Origin of the sequence: Azospirillum sp. A23, assembly GCF_042938965.1 — a bacterium.
Taxonomy (GTDB): Bacteria; Pseudomonadota; Alphaproteobacteria; order Azospirillales; family Azospirillaceae; genus Azospirillum; species Azospirillum melinis.
In genome coordinates this window covers 1,097,346-1,115,580 of the sequence record NZ_CP170667.1, presented here as the reverse complement: position 1 = coordinate 1,115,580, position 18,235 = coordinate 1,097,346, and the positions used below count along the sequence as shown (strand labels likewise).

Genomic DNA, 18,235 nt, shown 5'->3' with positions numbered 1-18,235 from the left:
GCCCCCATTTTCAAGGACGTGCAGCATGAGCGACAGCATTGTTGAAGCGCTGACCGGCCCCGTCGTCTCCACCGACTGGCTGGCCCGCAATCTCGGCCGGCAGGGCCTGAAGGTTCTCGACGGGTCCTGGCACATGCCGGCCCTGAAGCGCGACATCCGGGCGGAGTTCGCAGCGTCCCACATCCCCGGCGCGCGCCTGTGCGACGTCGATGATGTGGCGGCGCCGAACACCGCTCCCCTTCCCCACATGGTCCCGGACGAGGAGACCTTCGCCGCGAAGATCGGCGCGCTGGGCATCGGCGACGGCGACACCGTCGTCGTCTATGACAGCGCCGGCATGGCGACCGCGGCAGCGCGTGTCTGGTGGCTGTTCCGCCTGTTCGGTTTCGACCGGGTGGCGGTTCTGGACGGCGGCCTGCCGAAATGGCTGGCGGAAGGCCGGCCGACCGAATCGGGTGACGCTGCTGCGGTCCAGCCGGCGGTCTTCACGGCGCGCAAGCGGGCGGACCTGATCCGCAGCGCCGATCAGGTGCTCGCCAACATCGACGCGCAGGCCGATCAGGTCACCGACGCTCGTGCCCAACCGCGATTCGAAGGTGCGGTGGCCGAGCCCTGGCCCGGCCGACGCAGCGGCCGCATTCCCGGCAGCTTCAACCTGCCCCACACCGACCTGATCGACGCCGACAGCAAGACCCTGCTGCCGCCGGACATCATCGTGCAGAGGGCGCGTGCGGCGGGGCTGGACCTCGACCGTCCGGTGGTCGCCTCCTGCGGCAGCGGCATCACCGCCTGTGTCATCGCGCTGGGCCTCGCCACCGCCGGGAAGCCGGACGTGGCGATCTATGACGGCTCCTGGGCCGAATGGGGCCTGCGGGAGGATCTGCCGCTGGAGACGGGGCCGCGGCAGCCGTGAGCGAGTCCGTCACTGTCAGGTCCTGCGCAGCGGAGGATGGCGACGCCGTCGTCGCGCTGTGGACCGCCTGCGGGCTGGTGGTGCCATGGAACGACCCGGCGTCCGACTTCGCGCTGGCACTGTCGAAGAGCAGTTCGACGGTGCTGGCTGCCATCGAGGACGGGCGGATCGTCGCCACCGCCATGGTCGGGCAGGACGGGCATCGCGGCTGGATCTATTACGTCGCCGTCGATCCGGCCCTACAAGGCCGGGGACTCGGCCGCCGGATGGTGGCGGAGGCGGAGGGTTGGCTGGCCGCGGCCGGCATGCCCAAGGTCCAGTTGCTCGTCCGTGAGACCAACCAACGGGTGCTGGCCTTCTATGAGAGGTTGGGCTATGCCAGATCGCCCGTTACGATGATGCAGAAATGGCTGACCAACCCTTCTCCCTGACCCGCCCCGCCGTGCCCACCGCCAGCCGGCCGGGCCATCTGCCGGTAATCGTCACCTATCTGGAGATGACGGCGCCGCCCGCCCATGCGCCGGTGCGCCAACCGGCCGGCAACCTCACGCTGTTGCGGTCCAATCCGCCGAGCTGGTCCTTCTACCGCTATCTCTATGACACGGTGGGCGAGCCCTGGCTGTGGCACGAACGCCGCCGCATGCCGCGCAAGGAACTGGAGCGCTCGATCCTCGACCCGCGGGTGGAGGTGTGGGTGCTGTATGTCGACGGCACGCCCGCCGGTTACGGCGAGCTGGACCGGCGGACGCAAGAAACCGACCTCGCCTATTTCGGCCTGATCCCCGACTTCATCGGCCACAAGCTGGGCCCCTGGCTGCTCGACACCATCATCCGCAAGGCTTGGGACGGCGGTGCGTCGAAGCTGGTCGTCAACACCTGCACCTTCGACCACCCCAAGGCCCTGCCGCTTTACCAGAGCATGGGCTTCGTCCCCACCCGCCATGTCGCCCGCGAGGTCCGCGACCCGCGGTTGGACGGTGTGCTGCCGCGCAGCTCGGGGGATCACATTCCGCTGGCGGGGTGAGGCTGGGGAAGCCGGCCCACCTCCCCCCTTGACCACCCCGACCACCGCGCCCCATCTACCGCGGAACGCCGGAACCCTGTTGCGGACCGGCGCGTTCCTTCAGACAGGCGGAAGCTCCGCCATGACGAGCGTGAGGTGGGGCCTTGATGGGTTGGATCATTCGGACGCTGGTGTTGTGCTTCATCGTCGGCTTCGTGCTGTCGTTCCTGCGCATCGATCCGGCCAGCATCCTGACGAACAGCTGGCAGACGGTGCAGGACATCGCGGCACTGGTCATCGAAGCCGGGAGCTGGGCCCTGCCCTACATCCTGATCGGTGCGGTCGTGGTGGTGCCGCTGTCGCTGATCGGGCTGGTCATGCGCTGGAATCGCTCGCGCCCGCCCTCCTGAGTCCGGACAAAAAAACAGGAGGCGCCGGAACCGGAGCCTCCTGTGAAACAGGGAGGGTTAGAGACACTCATAGGTCTACGCCCGATCACCCCTTCCTGCGTTGATGCATGTCAACGGACCGGCACTTTCCCCGACCTTTGCTGAAACTTCAGGCCGGAAAAGAAAAAGCCGGAGCCATCCATGCGGATGCTCCGGCTCAGTGATACAGGGAGGTTTAGAGACGAGACGGACCTTATGTCGAAACGCATAGACCGTTCGTTGATCTGAATCAAAAGCGCAGAAATTTCCTGCAAGCGGCGCGTGTCGTCCCACCGCTGTTCTCAGCCGAGAATCTCCGCCAGCGCCACCACAAGCGCCTTGTTCTCCTCCTCGCGGCCAACGGTGATGCGCAGGCAGTCCGACAGACCATATTCGGTCACCGCCTTCACCAGGATGCCACGGTGGGCGAGATGGTCGATGACCGCCTGGGTGCCCAGGGAGGGATCGGTCGGCACACGCGCCAGCACGAAATTGCAGACGCTGGGATAGACCCGCAGCCCGACCCGTTCCAGTTCGCGCGACAGCCAAGGCAGCCATTGCGCATTGTGGGTGAAGGTCGCCTCCTCATGCCCGGCGTCGCTCAGCGCGGCGGCGGCGGTCAGTTGGGCAGGCAGCGAGACGTTGAAGGTGCCTCGGATGGCGTTCACCGCCTCGATCACCGTCGCCGGACCATAGCCCCAGCCGACCCGCAAGCCGGCCAAGCCATGCATCTTGGAGAAGGTGCGGATCAGCATGACGTTGTCGGAATTCTCGACAATCTCCGTCCCGTCGCTGTAGTCCGGCAGGCGGCAGTAATCGGCATAGGCCGAATCCAGAACCAGCAGCGTGTGCGGCGGCAGCCCGGCGCGCAGCCGCTGCACCGCATCGGCCGGGATGTAGGTGCCGGTCGGGTTGTTGGGGTTGGCGAGGAAGCAGATTTTCGTACGCTCGCTGGCGCGGTCGATCAGCGCCTCGACATCCACCACCATGTCGCGTTCCGCCGCGATGACCGCAGTGGCGCCGGCGGCACGGATCGCCTTGAGGAAGCCGCGATAGCCCCGTTCGTGGCACAGCACCTCGTCACCGGGCCCGGCGAAAGCCTGCGCAACCAGATGGATCAGTTCCTCCGATCCCGCGGTGCAGACGACGTGATCGACGTCGATGGAGTGGCGGCGCGCGATGGCGTGGCGCAGCGGTTCCTGGTCCCAGTCGGGATAGCAGTGGATGCGGGTCGCCGCCTCGCAATAGGCGTCCAGCGCCAGAGGGCTCGGGCCGAGCGGATTGTGGGTCAGCGAGAGGTCGATCCACCGGCGGCCGTCGCGTGGAGGGCGAGCGGGACGGTACGGCTTGATCTGGCCAACGCTGGGACGGGGGCTGAGCAGGTCCATAACCTCGGTCTCCGGTAGCGGATCGGTCGAACAGCACGTCAGGCGACCGATTGAACCGCAAACCGGTGCGCGACGCCACAGGACATTGCGCCGCGCACCCTAAGTCGAGGTGTTTTGTTTCCAGATGGCAGGCCGAACGGAACCGCCGGCCTGCCGACCGTCTCAGTGGTTTAGAATTTGGCTGAGGAAGAGGCGCGTGCGGTCCGACTTCGGATTGGAGAAGAACGCATCCGGCGTGTCCTGCTCGACGATCTCGCCGCGATCCATGAAGATCACGCGGTCGGCGACCGACTTGGCGAAGCCCATCTCGTGCGTCACGCACAGCATGGTCATGCCGTCCTCGGCCAACCCGATCATGACGTCCAGCACCTCCTTGACCATTTCGGGGTCAAGCGCGGAGGTCGGCTCGTCGAACAGCATCACTTTCGGGCTCATGCACAGCGACCGCGCGATGGCAACGCGCTGCTGCTGGCCGCCCGACAACTGGCCGGGATACTTCTTGGCCTGCTCGGCGATGCGCACCCGCTTCAGGTAGCTCATCGCCCGCTCTTCCGCTTCTGCTTTCGGCATCTTGCGGACCCAGATGGGGGCCAGGGTGCAGTTTTCCAGCACGGTCAGGTGCGGGAACAGGTTGAAGTGCTGGAACACCATGCCGACTTCGCGGCGGACCAGCTCGATGTTCTTGAGGTTGTTGGTCAGCTCGATCCCGTCGATGACGATCGTGCCCTTCTGATGCTCCTCAAGCCGGTTCAGGCAGCGGATCATCGTCGATTTGCCCGACCCGGATGGGCCGCAGACAACGATGCGCTCGCCCTTCTGGACGCTGAGGTTGACGTTCTTCAGGACGTGGAACTCGCCGTACCACTTGTTGACGCCCGTGCAGCGGATGATTTCCTCGCCGCTGAGGGCGTGCTTCGGCTTGGCTGCCTGGGACATGGCCTGGGACATGGGTTCTCGTGTCTCCCTTGACGGCGATACTATCTTCACTTCTTACGATCGGACCAACGCTTCAAATCGATTCCGATTTTGCGCGATCCGATCTAGCGGCGGTGGCCGCGATTGAGATCGCGTTCGAGCTTCTGGCTGTACTTCGACATGCTGAAGCAGAAGATCCAGTAGATCACGCCGATGAACAGATAGGCCTCGCGATAGAAACCGCGCCAGGACGGATCGGACAGCGCGGCCTTCGCCGTGCCGAGCAGATCGTACAGGCCGATGATGATGACCAGCGAGGTGTCCTTGAAGAAGCTGATGAAGGTGTTCACCAGCGGAGGGATGGCGACGGCCAGCGCCTGCGGCAGGATGATCTTGCGCATCTTCTGCCAATAGCTGAGCCCCAGCCCGTCCGCCGCCTCATACTGCCCCTTCGGGATCGCCTGCAGGCCGCCGCGGATCGCTTCCGCCATATAGGCGGCGGCGAACATGATGAAGGCGATCTGCGCGCGCAGCAGCTTGTCGATGGACACGCCGTTCGGCAGGAACAGCGGCAGCATCACCGACGCCATGAACAGCAGGCTGATCAGCGGCACGCCACGGATCAGCTCGATGTAGGTGACGCACAGCACCTTGACCGCCGGCATGTTCGACCGGCGGCCCAGCGCCAGCAGGATCGACACCGGGAAGGCCACGGCCAGACCGATCACCGACAGGATGATGGTCAGCGGCAGGCCGCCCCACAGCGTGTTCTCGACATAGGTCAGGCCGAAGACGCCGCCCCACATCAGGACCGCCACCAGCGCCAGCCCGGCGGCCCAGACCAGCCCGAACCACGGCTTCCAGAAGCGGCGGTCGCAGCTGGCGACCAGCAGGGCGATGAAGACGGCGATGGTCACCAGCGGCCGCCACTGCTGTTCCCACGGGAACATGCCGAACATGATGAAGCGCAGCTTCTCGCTGATGAAGCCCCAGCAGGCGCCGCCGGCATCCTGCCGGCAGACGGTTGAGGTCGCGTCGAAGCCGTGGGCGCGGAACAGCAGCCAGTTCATGAAGGGCGGAATCGCCGACGCCAGCAGCCCCAGGACCAGAATGGTCAGGATGGCGTTGTACCAGCTGTTGAACAGGTTGTTGCGCAGCCACGCGATCGGGCCGACGGTGTTGGCCGGCGGACGTTCGTCCGGCAGGCCGACGCTTTGCACGTTGTCGGTCATGGCCGTTACCGCTCCACCAGCGCGATGCGCTTGTTGTACCAGTTCATGAAGATCGAGATGCTGAGGCTGATGACCAGATAGGTGCCCATGATCATCGTCACGCCTTCGATGGCCTGACCGGTCTGGTTCAGCGTCGTGTTGGCGATGGACACCAGATCGGGATAGCCGATGGCCAGCGCCAGCGAGCTGTTCTTCGTCAGGTTGAGATACTGGCTGGTCAGCGGCGGCACGATCACGCGCAGTGCCTGGGGCAGGATCACCAGACGCAGCGTCGGGCTGCCCGGCAGGCCGAGGGCACGGGCCGCCTCGGTCTGGCCCCAGTTGACCGCCTTGATGCCGCTGCGCACCACCTCGGCGATGAAGGCCGCGGTGTAGAGCGTCAGGCCGGTCAGGATGGCGAAGAATTCCGGAGAGATGGAGGCGCCGCCGGTGAAGTTGAAGCCGGCCAGCTTCGGCACGTCCATCGCGAGCGGCGCGCCGCCGGCGAGCCAGGTCAGGATGGGCAGGCCGACGATCAGGCCGAGACCGGCCCAGCCCGCCGGGAACGGCTGCCCGGTGCGCGCCTGCCGTGCCCTGGCCCAGCGCGACACGCCCCAGGCGGCGACGATACCGACCAGCAGGGCGATGCCCATGTTGGTCCAGACCGGATCGGGGGCGGGCACCGGCACGCGCAGGCCGCGTTGCGACAGGAAGACGCCCGGGATCGGGTTCAGCGCCTGTCGCACCGGCGGCAGGCCGTCCGACACCAGCGCGTACCAGAAGAACAGCTGCAGCAGCGGCGGGATGTTGCGGATGATCTCGACATAGGTCGAGGCCAGCTTGGCGATCAGCCAGTTGCTGGACAGGCGGGCGACGCCGATGATCGTGCCGATGATCGTCGCCAGGATGACGCCGATGATCGACACCTTCAGCGTGTTCAGCACGCCGACCAGGAAGGCCCGGCCATAGGTGTCCTTCGGCGAATAGTCGATCAGCGACTCGCCGATGCCGAAGGCCGCTTCACGCTCCAGGAAATGGTACCCGGTCGCGATCGAGCGCCGCGCGAGGTTGTCGAGCGTGTTTGAAATCAGGAACCAGCCGACCAGGACGACCGCGCCGACCACCAGAATCTGGTAGACGATGGCGCGGAACGTCGGGTCGCTGAGGGAAAACGATACGCCACCCGGCGGCGGAGCGCCTTGGGTGGTCCGGGTCTTGGTCGCCACGGACTACTCTCCCCCAACCATCGCGCCCCATACGGTGCCCACGCGGTCCCGGACGTTCTTCCGGGCATTTCCCACACCGTAGGGAATGCGACATGTCTCCCAAATGCGGCCCCCTGCGCAGGCGCTTCGCTGGCGCCCTTCGCGACCGCTCCCAAAAGAACCGGAAGGCCGCCCCCGGCAACGGGCTGCGGGCGGCCTTCAGACGGTGACGTGCCTTACCGGAACGGCTGCGCGTACATCAGGCCGCCCTTGGTCCACAGCGCGTTCAGGCCGCGCTCCAGCTTCAGCGGGGTGCCCGGGCCGACGTTGCGGTCGAAGATCTCGGCATAGTTGCCGACCTTCTTCACGACGTTGTAGGCCCACTTCTCATCCAGGCCCAGGGCCTTGCCCATGCCCGGCGAGGTGCCGAGGAAGCGCTGGATGTCCGGGTTCTTCGAGTTGGTGAACTCGTCGACATTCTTGGAGGTGATGCCGAACTCCTCCGCCTGGATGGTGGCGAAGACGGTCCACTTCACGATGTCGAACCACTGGTCGTCGCCATGGCGCACGGCCGGGGCCAGCGGCTCCTTGGAGATGACTTCCGGCAGGATGACGTGGTCGTCCGGAACCGGGGCGACACCGGCGCGGGTGCCGGCCAGACCGGACACGTCGGTCGTCAGCACGTCGCAGCGGCCGGCGAAGTAGGCGGCGTTCACCTCGTCGTTCGACTCGATGACGACCGGGTTGTAGGTCATGTTGTTGGCGCGGAAATAGTCCGCGAGGTTCAGCTCGGTCGTGGTGCCGGACTGGACGCAGACGGTGGCGCCGTTCAGCTCCTTGGCGCTCTTCACGCCCAGCTTCTTCGGAACCATGAAGCCCTGGCCGTCGTAATAGGTGACGGGGGCGAAGTTCAGGCCGACCGAGGTGTCACGGGTCAGCGTGGCGGTGGTGTTGCGCGACAGCAGGTCGACTTCGCCCGACTGGATGGCGGGGAAACGCTGCTGGGCGGACAGCGGGGTGAACTTTACCTTGTTGGCATCGCCGAAGATGGCGACGGCGACGGCACGGCAGTAATCGACGTCCAGGCCGGTCCAGTTGCCGGCGCTGTCGGGGTTGCCGAAGCCCGGAAGGCCGGCGTTCACGCCGCACTGCACGAAGCCGCGCTGCTTGACGGTGTCCAGCGTGGCAGCACCGGCGACGGCGCTGGCGGAAACGACCACGGCCGCTGCGGCGGCGGCCAGGAACCCTGACTTCATATTATGAACTCCACCCTGTTCTTGCGTTCTTCGCTTTGAGCGGTCTGATGACGCGCTTGGTCACGCCAGCTCCATAATCCAACCGGAACGACCCTGCCGGACCGATCCGCCTGACAATCCGGCGGACCGATCCCCATTGGACCCGTCCTGTGAGGATCGCGACGCAGCCATGCGCGTGGGACAAGAGTGTATCAACTTGATCCGGCTTGTCGAATCCTCTGTGCATTGGTGGTGTTACCAGAACATCCCATCCGCTGACGGCCGTTGCGCGCAATCCGCGATGGCGGCGGGGCGTCCGCGGTGACACAATGTTCGGCCGCGCCCGCACCGCTCGCCCCGGGGTTCTCCCCGCTAAGGTGGACTCGGACGGGACGGATTGCCGCTCCAGCCAAACGGACAGTCGATGAAGGACGTCACCAAGGACACGATTCTCGTGCATGCCGGCCGCGACCCGCGGAACAACCACGGCATCGTCAACCCGCCGGTCTATCATTGCTCGACCGTGCTGTTCCCGACCTTGGACGCGCTGGAGGAAAGCGACCGTAACATGCTGACCAGCGTGAACTACGGTCGCATGGGCACGCCCACCACCTTCGCCTTCGAAGAGGCGGCGGCTGAACTGGAAGGCGGCTACAAGTCGGTGAACACCGGCTCCGGCCTCGCCGCCATCGCCATCGCGCTGTCCGCCTTCACCAAGGCCGGCGACCATGTGCTGATCACCGACAGCGCCTATGGCCCTACCCGCCGCTTCGCCAAGGAGACGCTGATCCCCTATGGCGTGGAGGTGGAGTTCTACGATCCCTGCATCGGCGCCGGCATTTCCGCCCTGCTGCGGCCCAACACCAGCGTGGTGTTCCTCGAATCGCCGGGCTCCCTGACCTTCGAGGTGCAGGACGTTCCGGCCATCGCCGCCGCCGCAAAGACGGTCGGCGCCACGGTGATGATCGACAACACCTGGGCGACCCCGCTGTTCTTCCGCCCCTTCGACCATGGCGTCGATCTGTCGATCCACGCCGCGACCAAATACATGGTCGGCCATGCCGATGCGATGCTGGGCGTCGTCACCTGCCACGACGAGGAAAGCTGGACCGCGGTGAAGAAGACCGCCACCCGTTTCGGCGTCTGCGGCGGGCCGGACGACCTCTATCTCGGCCTGCGCGGCCTGCGCACCCTGTCGGTGCGCATGCGCCAGCACCAGGAGAGCGCACTGGCGCTCGCCGGCTGGCTGGCGGCCCGGCCGGAGGTGACGCGGGTGCTGCATCCCGCCCGTCCCGACTTCCCCGGTCACGAGCTGTGGAAGCGCGATTTCACCGGCTCCAGCGGCCTGTTCTCGGTGATCGTCAATCAGGTGCCGCGCAAGGCGCTGGCGGCGATGCTGGACGGGATGGAGCTGTTCGGCATGGGCTACAGCTGGGGCGGCTTTGAGAGCCTGATCCTGCCGACGCGGCCGGCAGCGGTGCGCTCCGCCACCCGCTGGACCGATCCGGGTCAGGTTCTGCGCCTGCACGCCGGGCTTGAGAGCCCCGACGACCTGATCCGCGATCTTGAGGCCGGCTTCCGGCGGATGGCCGCCGCCCTTTGAGTGCGGTGGACAGTTGAGGAGTGATTTGCCATGACGGAAAAACCGTCGACCGAGTCCGGCTCCTTTGAAGAGGTGCTGGCCGCCATCCGCTTCACCGCCGATGGGTTGGTGCCCGCCATTGCCCAGGCCGAGGGCAGCGGCGAAATCCTGATGATGGCCTGGATGAACCGCGATGCGGTGGTCGAGACCCTGTCCACCGGTCGCGTTTGCTACTGGTCGCGGTCGCGCGGCGGGCTGTGGCGCAAGGGAGAGACCTCCGGACAGGTGCAGCGGCTGAAGGATTTCCGGGTGGATTGCGACGGCGACACCCTGCTGCTGATCGTCGAGCAGGACGGCGTCGCCTGTCACACCGGCCGGCGCAGCTGCTTCTATCGTGCCTGGCGCGATGGAAAGCTGGAGACGATCCAGGCGGTCGAAACCGATCCGTCCATCCTCTATGGCGGCCATTCGCACGGCCACGGCTGAGAGACCCGATTTGGAGAGGGACTGAGAAGGGAGCCGATTCACCACTCGGGTGCATTTGTTGATCCACATCAAAGCGGCACCCCTGCCGAAGGGTATACACACCTTCTTGTCTCTAACCCTCCCTGTATATGACTGCACCGGGCGCTCCTTTGGACGCCCGGTTATTTTTTGCCTTACGGGCTGCATCCGAAACTTCGGACAACGCCCGGCGCGTTTGCGCCATGGAACCTCTTTCGGACGATCCGCTACGGCAGCCCGTTTGGCAGGTGGCCTACCGCCTCGCCTGCCCGCGCATCGCCTTGGTCAGCCGAGCCTGTGCCGTTCCGCAGCTCAAAACCTGCCCATATGGGAGAGAAAGTCCTTATTCAGTCACAGAAAGATCCTGTTTTCGGCCACAAAAACGACGAATGAAGAAACATTTCATTTCTTTAATTCGATCAAGTTTCAATTATCTGTGTCATCTCATCCGACCCCCTTTGTATTGCCCCTTTATCGCTTTTCGACCGCCCGGGCCCCATGGTTAACATCTGGTTAATCGTTAACAGCACGTTAACGGCACTGATGGAGAGACGCCATGCGCCAGTTTTGGGGGACTTCGAACAACGACGCCATGACCGGCACCGCCTTTGATGACCGTCTCGACGGTCTGGATGGCGACGACCGCATCAACGGCGCCGGCGGAAACGACCAGCTGTATGGCGAACGGGGAAATGACTCGCTGATCGGCGGCCTGGGCAACGACCAGCTGCATGGCGGCGACGGCAACGATTGGCTCGGCGACCCCTATGGCGGCAACGAAGCCGGCAACGATTCGATGTGGGGCGATGCCGGCAACGACCAGCTGTTCGGCGGCGACGGCAACGACTGGCTGGACGGCGGCACCGGCGACGACATCCTGAAGGGGATGCGCGGCGACGACACCATGATCGGCGGCGCCGGCAACGACACGCTGTATGACAGCTATCGCGACGGCGGTGCCGACCTGTTCCGGCCGGGCACCGGTGACGACACGATGGTCAGCTACACCGACGGGCAGGTCGACCGCTTCCTGATGGAGCAGGCGACCGGCGGCTTCGGTCATGACACCATCAATTACTTCGAGCGGGGGATCGACCAGATCGAGTTCCATGGCTACACCGGGGGCCAGATGTCGCTGACCTCCAGCGGCTTCCAGTCGACCTTCACATTCGCCGACGGCTCGTCGCTGACCGTCGATCAGGTTGGGCTGACCGCCGGCCACGATTTCATCTTCACCTGACCTGTCCGGCTCCCCCTGTCCGGAAGGAGGTCTTCCGGGGGCGATGGGGTCACCCCGTCGGCGCGGGGGACCTCCGGCCACGCTCGTGCTGTTGTAGGGGCGGACATTTCCGCGCCGTCAGCAAAAAGGCCAAGAACGATGGACCACCGCCGCCTTTCCCTGCGCACGCACTTCCCCGCCCTGCCGGCCCTGGCTCTCCTGCCGGTTCTGGCGTTGGGTGCCTGCGCCAGTTCCGACATGGGCGGCGTCCCGTCGGCAGAGGTCGCGACCCAGCCTCCGGTGGAACTGGTCGGGCTGACCGTGCAGACGCCGGATGGCCGCCGCATCCTCGGCAACGTCACCGACCTGGTGATCGGGCCGACCAACCGGGTGGAGCAGGCGATCATCACCGTCGGCGCCCCCCGTTTCCCGAACGAGCACAAGGTGACGGTCGCCAGCGACAATCTGCGCTATGCCCGCAACCGTCAGGCGGTGATCCTCACCGGCATGACGGCGGAACAGTTCGCAGCACTGCCGCCGGTCGCCGGAAGCGACCGCATGGTGTCGCTCGGCAACGCCGGGGTGGTTCTGCCCGCCGGCACCGCCCCGACCAACTGGACCGGGGCGACGACCCCGACGCGCTGACCCTTTCCCAACCGGAAACGCACCGATAAGAAAGGGGGGCCGGACGAACCGGCCCCCCTTTTGCTGGCCAGATTTTACTGTCTGGCTCCTGTGACGCTTCCGATTACTTGCCCTGAAGCTGCTTCATGATGTCGTCCGCCGGGCTCTGCTCCGATTGGCCTGGAGCACCGAAGGGCGGAGCCACATCCTGATTGTCGAAGGCCGGAATCTCGATCTTCACGTCGTTCAGGTTGATCACCGGTCCCTTGTCGCGGCCGGCATCGACCAGTTGCGGGAAGCCGATGACGAGACCGACCATGATGATCTGGATGATCACGAAGGGCACCGCACCCCAGTAGATCTGGCCGGTGGTGATCTTGCCGATCTTCCTGCCGGTGACCTTGTCGATGTAGTCCATCTTCGGCGCCACCGACCGCAGGAAGAACAGCGCGAAGCCGAAGGGCGGGTGCATGAAGCTGGTCTGCATGTTGACGCCCAGCAGGACACCGAACCAGATCAGGTCGATGCCGAGCTTGTCCGCCACCGGTCCCAGCAGGGGGACGATGATGAAGGCCAGCTCGAAGAAGTCGAGGAAGAAGGCCAGGACGAAGACCAGGATGTTACAGACGATCAGGAAGCCCAGCTCGCCGCCCGGCAGGCCGATCAGCAGATGCTCCACCCAGAGGTCGCCGTTGACGGCGCGGAACACCAGGCCGAACACGGTCGAGCCGATCAGGATGAACACCACGAAGGACGACAGCTTGGCGGTCGCGTCCATCGCCTGACGCATCAGGTCCCAGCCGAGCTGCCGCTTGGCGAGCGCCAGCAGGATGGCACCGGCGGCACCCATGGCGCCGCCCTCCGTCGGGGTGGCGATGCCGAGGAAGATGGTGCCCAGCACCAGGAAGATCAGCACCAGCGGCGGAACCAGCGAGGTGATGACCCGCAGCAGCAGCTTGCCGCCGCGCAGCGTGCGGGCTTCCGGCGGCAGGGCCGGCACCATCTCCGGCTTGATGATGCTGGTCAGCAGGATGTAGCCGGCATAGAGCGCGGTCAGCACCAGACCGGGGATCAGGGCGCCGGCATACATGTCGCCGACCGACCGGCCGAGCTGGTCGGCCAGCACGATCAGCACCAGCGACGGCGGGATGATCTGGGCCAGCGTGCCCGACGCCGCGATGACGCCCGACGCGATCCGGCGGTCATAGCCGTAGCGCAGCATGATCGGCAGCGAGATCAGGCCCATGGAGATGACCGAGGCCGCGACCACGCCGGTGGTCGCCGCCAGCAGCGCGCCGACGAAGATCACCGCATAGGCCAGACCGCCGCGGATCGGACCGAACAGCTGCCCGATGGTGTCGAGCAGATCCTCGGCCATGCCGGATCGCTCCAGAATCAGGCCCATGAAGGTGAAGAAGGGAATCGCCAGCAGCGTGTCGTTGCGCATGATGCCGAACACGCGTTCCGGCAGCGCCTGCAACAGCGCCGGAGTCAGCAGACCCAGCTCGATGCCGACCAGGCCGAACACCAGACCGTTGGCCGCCAGCGCGAAGGCGACCGGAAAGCCCATCAACAGGAAAATCACCAGGGCGCCGAACATGACCGGCGCCAAATTGGCGGATACGAACTCTACCATCTGGGGGGCGCTCCCGGTCCTTAGGAATGGCTGTGCATCTTCTCGCCCGGCTCGTCACGATGGCCGGTGAGGAAGGCGATGCGCTTGATCAGTTCCGACACACCCTGTGCGGTGAGCAGGAAGAAGCCGACCGGGATCAGAATCTTCGCGGGCCAGCGGATCAGGCCGCCCGCGTCGCTCGACATTTCATTGGTGTGGAAGCTGTCCCAGAACATCGGAATCGACAGCTTCAGGATCAGGATCGTCATCGGGAACATGAAGACCAGGATGCCGAAGATGTCGACCCAGGCCTGGACGCGGCGGGAGAAACGCCCCAGCACGATGTCGATGCGGATATGTTCGTTGCGCAGGAAGGTGTAGCCGGCGCACAGCAGGAACACCGCCGCGAACAGGTACCATTGCAGCTCCAGCCAGGCATTGGAGCTGATGTTGAACGCATAGCGGATGACCGCGTTGACCGAGCTGACCACCACGGCGACCAGCACGAGCCAGTAGGCGAGCTTGCCGATGCCTTCGTTCACGGCATCGATCAGCCCGCTTAGTCTGAGCAGACCTGTCAAAGGAGAAACCTCCCTGTTGCGGGGGCGCGGCCTTGGCCGTCCCCTTTTGCTTTTGTTGCAGCCGCATAGGCACGGCAGGTCGCAACCCTCTCTCGTTCGGAGGGTATACCAAAAGATAGGATTTGAAGGGACTATTCCTTTCTCGCCTTCCAGCGGCAAGGGCTACGTTGGAGCTACGTAGAATCCCGTAGATCTCTCACGCGGGTTGCATTGCAATTCGCATTGCGCACGGCAAGGCGCGCAGGAGGTCACAACCAGCATCGTCCAGGTGACGCAGGCAGCGGGAGAAGCCGGCGACGCTGCCGGTCAGGTGCTGAGTGGCGCCGGCGACATGTCCAAGCAAGCGGAATTGATGCGCCGCGATGTCGAAAAGTTCTTGAGCGACATCAAGGCCGCCTGACGGCACCCCTCAAGGAGGTATCGCCGCCGAAACGGACGGTGGCGATGCCACTACTCCACGTCGCTGTCAGGCACGATGTCGGCACGGCGCCAACCGTCCTCACCCAGGCATTCCAGCGGGTGGAACTTCGCCTTGTAGGCCATCTTGCGGCTGCGGGCGATCCAGTAGCCCAGATAGACATAGGGCATGCCAGCCAGCCGCGCCCGCTCGATAAGGCCAAGGATCAGAAAAGTGCCCAGACTGCGGCGATCCTGAGCCGCGTCGTAAAAGCTGTAGACCGCTGAATAGCCGTCCGACAGCCGGTCGGTCAGCATGCAGCCGACCAGTTGTCCACGCTCATCGCGTGCTTCCAGCAGGTTGGTGTCCGCCCTGCCCTCGTCGACCATGGCAGCGAAATCGCCCATCGCCATGCGGGCCATGTCCGAGTCGCCATGGCGGGAATTCTGGTACAGCGAGAACAGCCGATATTGCTCCGACGTGGCGTAGGCCGGTCGTTCGCTCAGCGTCACCCCGTCGTTCAGCTTCAGCACCCGACGCTGCGACCTTGTCGGCACGAAATCCGCGACCGGCACGCGCACCGGAACGCAGGCCTGGCAGTTGGGGCAAACCGGCCGATAGACGATGTCGTGGCTGCGGCGGAAGCCCGCCCGCGACAAGGTGGAGTTCACCTCGGTCGCATAGGGACCGATCAGGCGGGTGAACAGCTTGCGCTCCACACGTCCGGGCAGATAGGGGCAGGGCATAGGCCCCGACCGGAAGAATTGCTGCAATGGACGCTGCGGCGGCTGGATGACCGACATTCTGAGCGACAACCACCACGACAATGACGAGGAGGCGGAGGAGTGCGGACCTCCCCCGCCGGACCCGAGCTTACTGCGACTGGCTCTGAACTGCCAGAGGAGGCTGGGCGCCGAAGAAGGCTTGCGCGATCTCCGTGGTGACGACGCTCAGCTGCAGCTGTATCCAGTCGAGGTACTCGTGCAGCCCGTCGCGCAGCACCGCATCGATCGGACGGGACAGCAGGGCGGCCAGCAACTCGTCCACCCGCTCCATCGCCGCCGACCCGCCACGCAGATCGTAGCGCGAGCGCATCCGCGTCAGCACGCCGTCGATCTGCCGCACGCACATCACCACCGACCGCGGGAAGCCCTCGTTGAACAGCATGAAGCCGGCGACGGTGGCCGGCGACATGCCGCGGGGATAGACCCGGCGGAAGGCGTGATAGCCGGCGGTGCAGCGCAGGACCGTCGTCCACTGGCTGACGTCCAGGGTGGAACCGACCTCCACCGGCGACGGCAGCAGCGTGTGGTACTTGATGTCGAGCAGGCGCGTTGTCTGGTCCGCCCGCTCGATATACTTGCCCATCTGATAGAAGTACCAGCCCTGGTCGCGGTAGAAGGTGCCCTCGGTGATGCCGGTGTGGGTCTGGCACTCTTCCTTGATCCAGGTGCAGACCTTGGACAGGTTCTGCGTCGCCACGTCCTTGACCGACATCTCCAGCAGCTTGTTGTGGAACACGTTGATCTGCGTCCACATCTCCGTCGAGATCCAGGGGCGCAGCGTCCGCGCGTTCTCCCGGGCCATCCGCAGCATCGACAGCAGCGAATTCCGGTTCTGCGGATCGAACATGTAATAGTGGATCACCGCCTCCGCCGTCGGGCGGTCATGGCGGCTGAAGAAGTCCTTCTCGTCTGCGTTCAGCTGGACGATGGAGAACCAGTTGGTGGCCCCGCGGGTGTCGCGCGCGAAGGTCTCGTGCACGTCGAGGATGCGGGCGAGGTTCTCGGCCCGCTCCATGTAGCGGGCCATCCAGAAAATGCACTCGGCGTAACGGGACAGCAGGTTCATGCCGCACCACCTTCCAGAACCCAGGTGTCCTTCGAGCCGCCGCCCTGGGACGAATTGACGATCAGCGTGCCTTTCTTCAGTGCCACGCGCGACAGGCCGCCGGGCAGGACCCAGCTGCTCTTGCCGGTGATGGCGAAGGGACGGAGATCGACGTGGCGCGGTTCGATGGCATCGTCGCAGACGGTCGGGCAGACCGACAGGTCGACGACCGGCTGGCTGATGTAGTTAGACGGATCGGCCAGCAGCTTGGCCCGGCAATCCTCCAGTTCCGCCTTGCTGGCGCGCGGGCCGATGGTGATGCCGTAGCCGCCGGCCTCGCCCACCGGCTTCACCACCAGATCGGCCAGATTGTCGAGCGTGTATTGCAGGGCGTCCGGCTCGCGGCAGATGCGGGTGTCGACGTTGGGGATGATCGGATCCTGGTCCAGGTAATATTTGATCATCCGCGGAACGTAGCAGTAGACCGCCTTGTCGTCGGCGACACCGGTGCCGATGGCGTTCGCCAGCGCCACGTTGCCCTTGCGGTAGGCCTCCAGGATGCCGGGCACGCCCAGCAGGCTGTCGGGATTGAAGGCCTTGGGATCGAGGAAGGCGTCGTCAAGCCGGCGGTAGATCGAATGGACCGGGGCCAGGCCGTTGGTCGTCTTCATGAAGACGCGGTCGTTGTCGACCACGAGGTCGCGGCCCTCGACCAGCGGCACGCCCATCTCGCGCGCCAGGAAGATGTGCTCGAAATAGGCGGAGTTGTAGGTGCCCGGCGACAGCAGGACCACCTGCGGATCGTCGACCGGCGCGATCTCCACCATGGCGTCCAGCAGCTTGTGGCCGTAATTGTCCACCGGCCGGATGCCGATGTCCTGCATCAGGTCGGGGAAGACCCGCTGCATCATGTGGCGGTTCTCCACGACATAGGAGACGCCGGACGGAACACGGCCGTTGTCCTCCAGCACGCGGAACGTGCCGTGGCGGTCGCGCACCAGATCGGTGCCCATGATGTGGATATAAGTGTTGAAGGGAACGTCCAGCCCGATCATCTGCGGGCGGAAATTATGGTTCCCTTCGACCAGATCCCGGGGGATCACCCCGTCCTTCAGGATCTTCTGGTCGTGATAGATATCGTGCAGGAACAGGTTGAGCGCGGTAACCCGCTGCTTGACGCCCGCCTCCAGATGCTTCCATTCCGGTGCGGAGATCACCCGCGGGATGACGTCGAACGGCAGGATGCGGTCGACGGCGTCCTTGTCGGAATAGACGATGAAGGTGATGCCGAGATTGTAAAGCTCCCGCTCCGCATCCTGCGCACGGCGGCGCAGTTCATCGAAATCGAGTGCGGCCAGCCTTTGGCGGATGAGCGCCGTATGTTCGGCCGGCAAATCCATGGCTCCGAACAGCTCGTCGAAGTACAGGCCAGGATTGTAGGATGACAATAGGTCGGACGGTTTGCCCTCGGGTACGCTCACAGACTCCCCCGCGCTTGTATCTGACCGATCATCGCGGGCCGGGCGGCATCGCCCCGGCCATGTCGCATTGTGCAGGAAGTATGACGCATCGCCGCGCGCTTTGA

Annotated in this window: 19 protein-coding genes; 9 read left to right on the top strand and 10 right to left on the bottom strand. The window is 65.1% G+C overall.

The genetic code is table 11. The annotated features are described in order from the left end of the window. Positions 1–25 precede the first annotated feature (25 nt). From ABNQ40_RS22630 to ABNQ40_RS22615, 4 genes are all read left to right on the top strand, one after another. Positions 26–913, top strand: a complete 888-nt coding sequence (locus ABNQ40_RS22630) for a sulfurtransferase (RefSeq protein WP_391348974.1) — start codon at positions 26–28, stop codon at positions 911–913. Beyond that, a complete protein-coding gene (locus ABNQ40_RS22625; protein ID WP_109047541.1) occupies positions 910–1,344 on the top strand; it encodes a GNAT family acetyltransferase in 435 nt (144 codons plus the stop codon). Before ABNQ40_RS22630 ends, ABNQ40_RS22625 begins: the two co-directional genes overlap by 4 nt. Then, positions 1,320–1,937: a GNAT family N-acetyltransferase gene (locus ABNQ40_RS22620; protein WP_109047540.1), complete on the top strand. Its 618-nt coding sequence runs from the start codon at positions 1,320–1,322 to the stop codon at positions 1,935–1,937. The genes ABNQ40_RS22625 and ABNQ40_RS22620 overlap by 25 nt, the downstream gene beginning before the upstream one ends. A gap of 146 nt (positions 1,938–2,083) precedes the next feature. Beyond that, a complete protein-coding gene (locus ABNQ40_RS22615) occupies positions 2,084–2,326 on the top strand; it encodes a hypothetical protein (RefSeq protein WP_246307237.1) in 243 nt (80 codons plus the stop codon). Positions 2,327–2,646: 320 nt separating this feature from the next. Here the strand turns inward: ABNQ40_RS22615 and ABNQ40_RS22610 are convergent, their stop codons facing one another. The 5 genes from ABNQ40_RS22610 to ABNQ40_RS22590 form a co-directional block, all read right to left on the bottom strand. Next, positions 2,647–3,732 (bottom strand): histidinol-phosphate transaminase, encoded by a 1,086-nt coding sequence (locus tag ABNQ40_RS22610; RefSeq protein ID WP_109047538.1) that lies wholly within the window; start codon positions 3,730–3,732, stop codon positions 2,647–2,649. Between the two features lie 162 nt (positions 3,733–3,894). Further along, positions 3,895–4,668 (bottom strand): amino acid ABC transporter ATP-binding protein, encoded by a 774-nt coding sequence (locus ABNQ40_RS22605; protein WP_391349089.1) that lies wholly within the window; start codon positions 4,666–4,668, stop codon positions 3,895–3,897. Positions 4,669–4,772: 104 nt separating this feature from the next. Beyond that, positions 4,773–5,879, bottom strand: coding sequence for an amino acid ABC transporter permease (locus ABNQ40_RS22600; RefSeq protein ID WP_109047536.1), 1,107 nt, complete (start codon positions 5,877–5,879; stop codon positions 4,773–4,775). A 5-nt stretch (positions 5,880–5,884) separates the two neighbouring features. Continuing rightward, positions 5,885–7,084: an amino acid ABC transporter permease gene (locus ABNQ40_RS22595; RefSeq protein WP_109047535.1), complete on the bottom strand. Its 1,200-nt coding sequence runs from the start codon at positions 7,082–7,084 to the stop codon at positions 5,885–5,887. A gap of 215 nt (positions 7,085–7,299) precedes the next feature. After that, positions 7,300–8,319: an amino acid ABC transporter substrate-binding protein gene (locus ABNQ40_RS22590; RefSeq protein WP_109047534.1), complete on the bottom strand. Its 1,020-nt coding sequence runs from the start codon at positions 8,317–8,319 to the stop codon at positions 7,300–7,302. A gap of 403 nt (positions 8,320–8,722) precedes the next feature. Between ABNQ40_RS22590 and metC the strand changes: the two genes are divergently transcribed. The 4 genes from metC (at position 8,723) to ABNQ40_RS22570 (ending at position 12,248) form a co-directional block, all read left to right on the top strand. Then, a complete protein-coding gene (gene metC / locus ABNQ40_RS22585) occupies positions 8,723–9,901 on the top strand; it encodes a cystathionine beta-lyase (protein WP_109047533.1) in 1,179 nt (392 codons plus the stop codon). A gap of 30 nt (positions 9,902–9,931) precedes the next feature. After that, on the top strand, positions 9,932–10,366 hold the full coding sequence (hisI, locus tag ABNQ40_RS22580) for a phosphoribosyl-AMP cyclohydrolase (protein WP_109047532.1): 435 nt from the start codon (positions 9,932–9,934) through the stop codon (positions 10,364–10,366). A gap of 574 nt (positions 10,367–10,940) precedes the next feature. Next, positions 10,941–11,624, top strand: coding sequence for a calcium-binding protein (locus ABNQ40_RS22575; RefSeq protein ID WP_109047531.1), 684 nt, complete (start codon positions 10,941–10,943; stop codon positions 11,622–11,624). A gap of 138 nt (positions 11,625–11,762) precedes the next feature. Next, positions 11,763–12,248, top strand: coding sequence for a PRC-barrel domain-containing protein (locus ABNQ40_RS22570; RefSeq protein ID WP_247879495.1), 486 nt, complete (start codon positions 11,763–11,765; stop codon positions 12,246–12,248). 103 nt (positions 12,249–12,351) lie between these two features. On the opposite strand, the gene ABNQ40_RS22565 is transcribed toward ABNQ40_RS22570, so the two are convergent. Both ABNQ40_RS22565 and ABNQ40_RS22560 read right to left on the bottom strand, forming a co-directional pair. Further along, the gene (locus ABNQ40_RS22565) at positions 12,352–13,863 is read right to left on the bottom strand and encodes a TRAP transporter large permease subunit (protein WP_109047530.1); all 1,512 of its coding nucleotides are present in this window, start codon (positions 13,861–13,863) and stop codon (positions 12,352–12,354) included. A gap of 20 nt (positions 13,864–13,883) precedes the next feature. Next, positions 13,884–14,423 (bottom strand): TRAP transporter small permease subunit, encoded by a 540-nt coding sequence (locus tag ABNQ40_RS22560; RefSeq protein WP_109047529.1) that lies wholly within the window; start codon positions 14,421–14,423, stop codon positions 13,884–13,886. A gap of 268 nt (positions 14,424–14,691) precedes the next feature. On the opposite strand from ABNQ40_RS22560, the gene ABNQ40_RS22555 reads away from it, so the two are divergent. After that, the gene (locus ABNQ40_RS22555; protein ID WP_282187148.1) at positions 14,692–14,823 is read left to right on the top strand and encodes a hypothetical protein; all 132 of its coding nucleotides are present in this window, start codon (positions 14,692–14,694) and stop codon (positions 14,821–14,823) included. A gap of 50 nt (positions 14,824–14,873) precedes the next feature. Here ABNQ40_RS22555 and ABNQ40_RS22550 read toward each other — a convergent pair whose 3' ends face one another. From ABNQ40_RS22550 to ABNQ40_RS22540, 3 genes are all read right to left on the bottom strand, one after another. Then, on the bottom strand, positions 14,874–15,623 hold the full coding sequence (locus ABNQ40_RS22550) for an arginyltransferase (RefSeq protein WP_109047527.1): 750 nt from the start codon (positions 15,621–15,623) through the stop codon (positions 14,874–14,876). Between the two features lie 70 nt (positions 15,624–15,693). Beyond that, positions 15,694–16,671, bottom strand: coding sequence for an alpha-E domain-containing protein (locus ABNQ40_RS22545; RefSeq protein WP_109047526.1), 978 nt, complete (start codon positions 16,669–16,671; stop codon positions 15,694–15,696). After that, positions 16,668–18,131 carry a circularly permuted type 2 ATP-grasp protein gene (locus tag ABNQ40_RS22540; protein ID WP_391348960.1) on the bottom strand — a complete coding sequence of 488 codons (1,464 nt, stop codon included), beginning with the start codon at positions 18,129–18,131 and terminating at the stop codon, positions 16,668–16,670. The genes ABNQ40_RS22545 and ABNQ40_RS22540 overlap by 4 nt, the downstream gene beginning before the upstream one ends. Between the last annotated feature and the right edge of the window lie 104 nt (positions 18,132–18,235).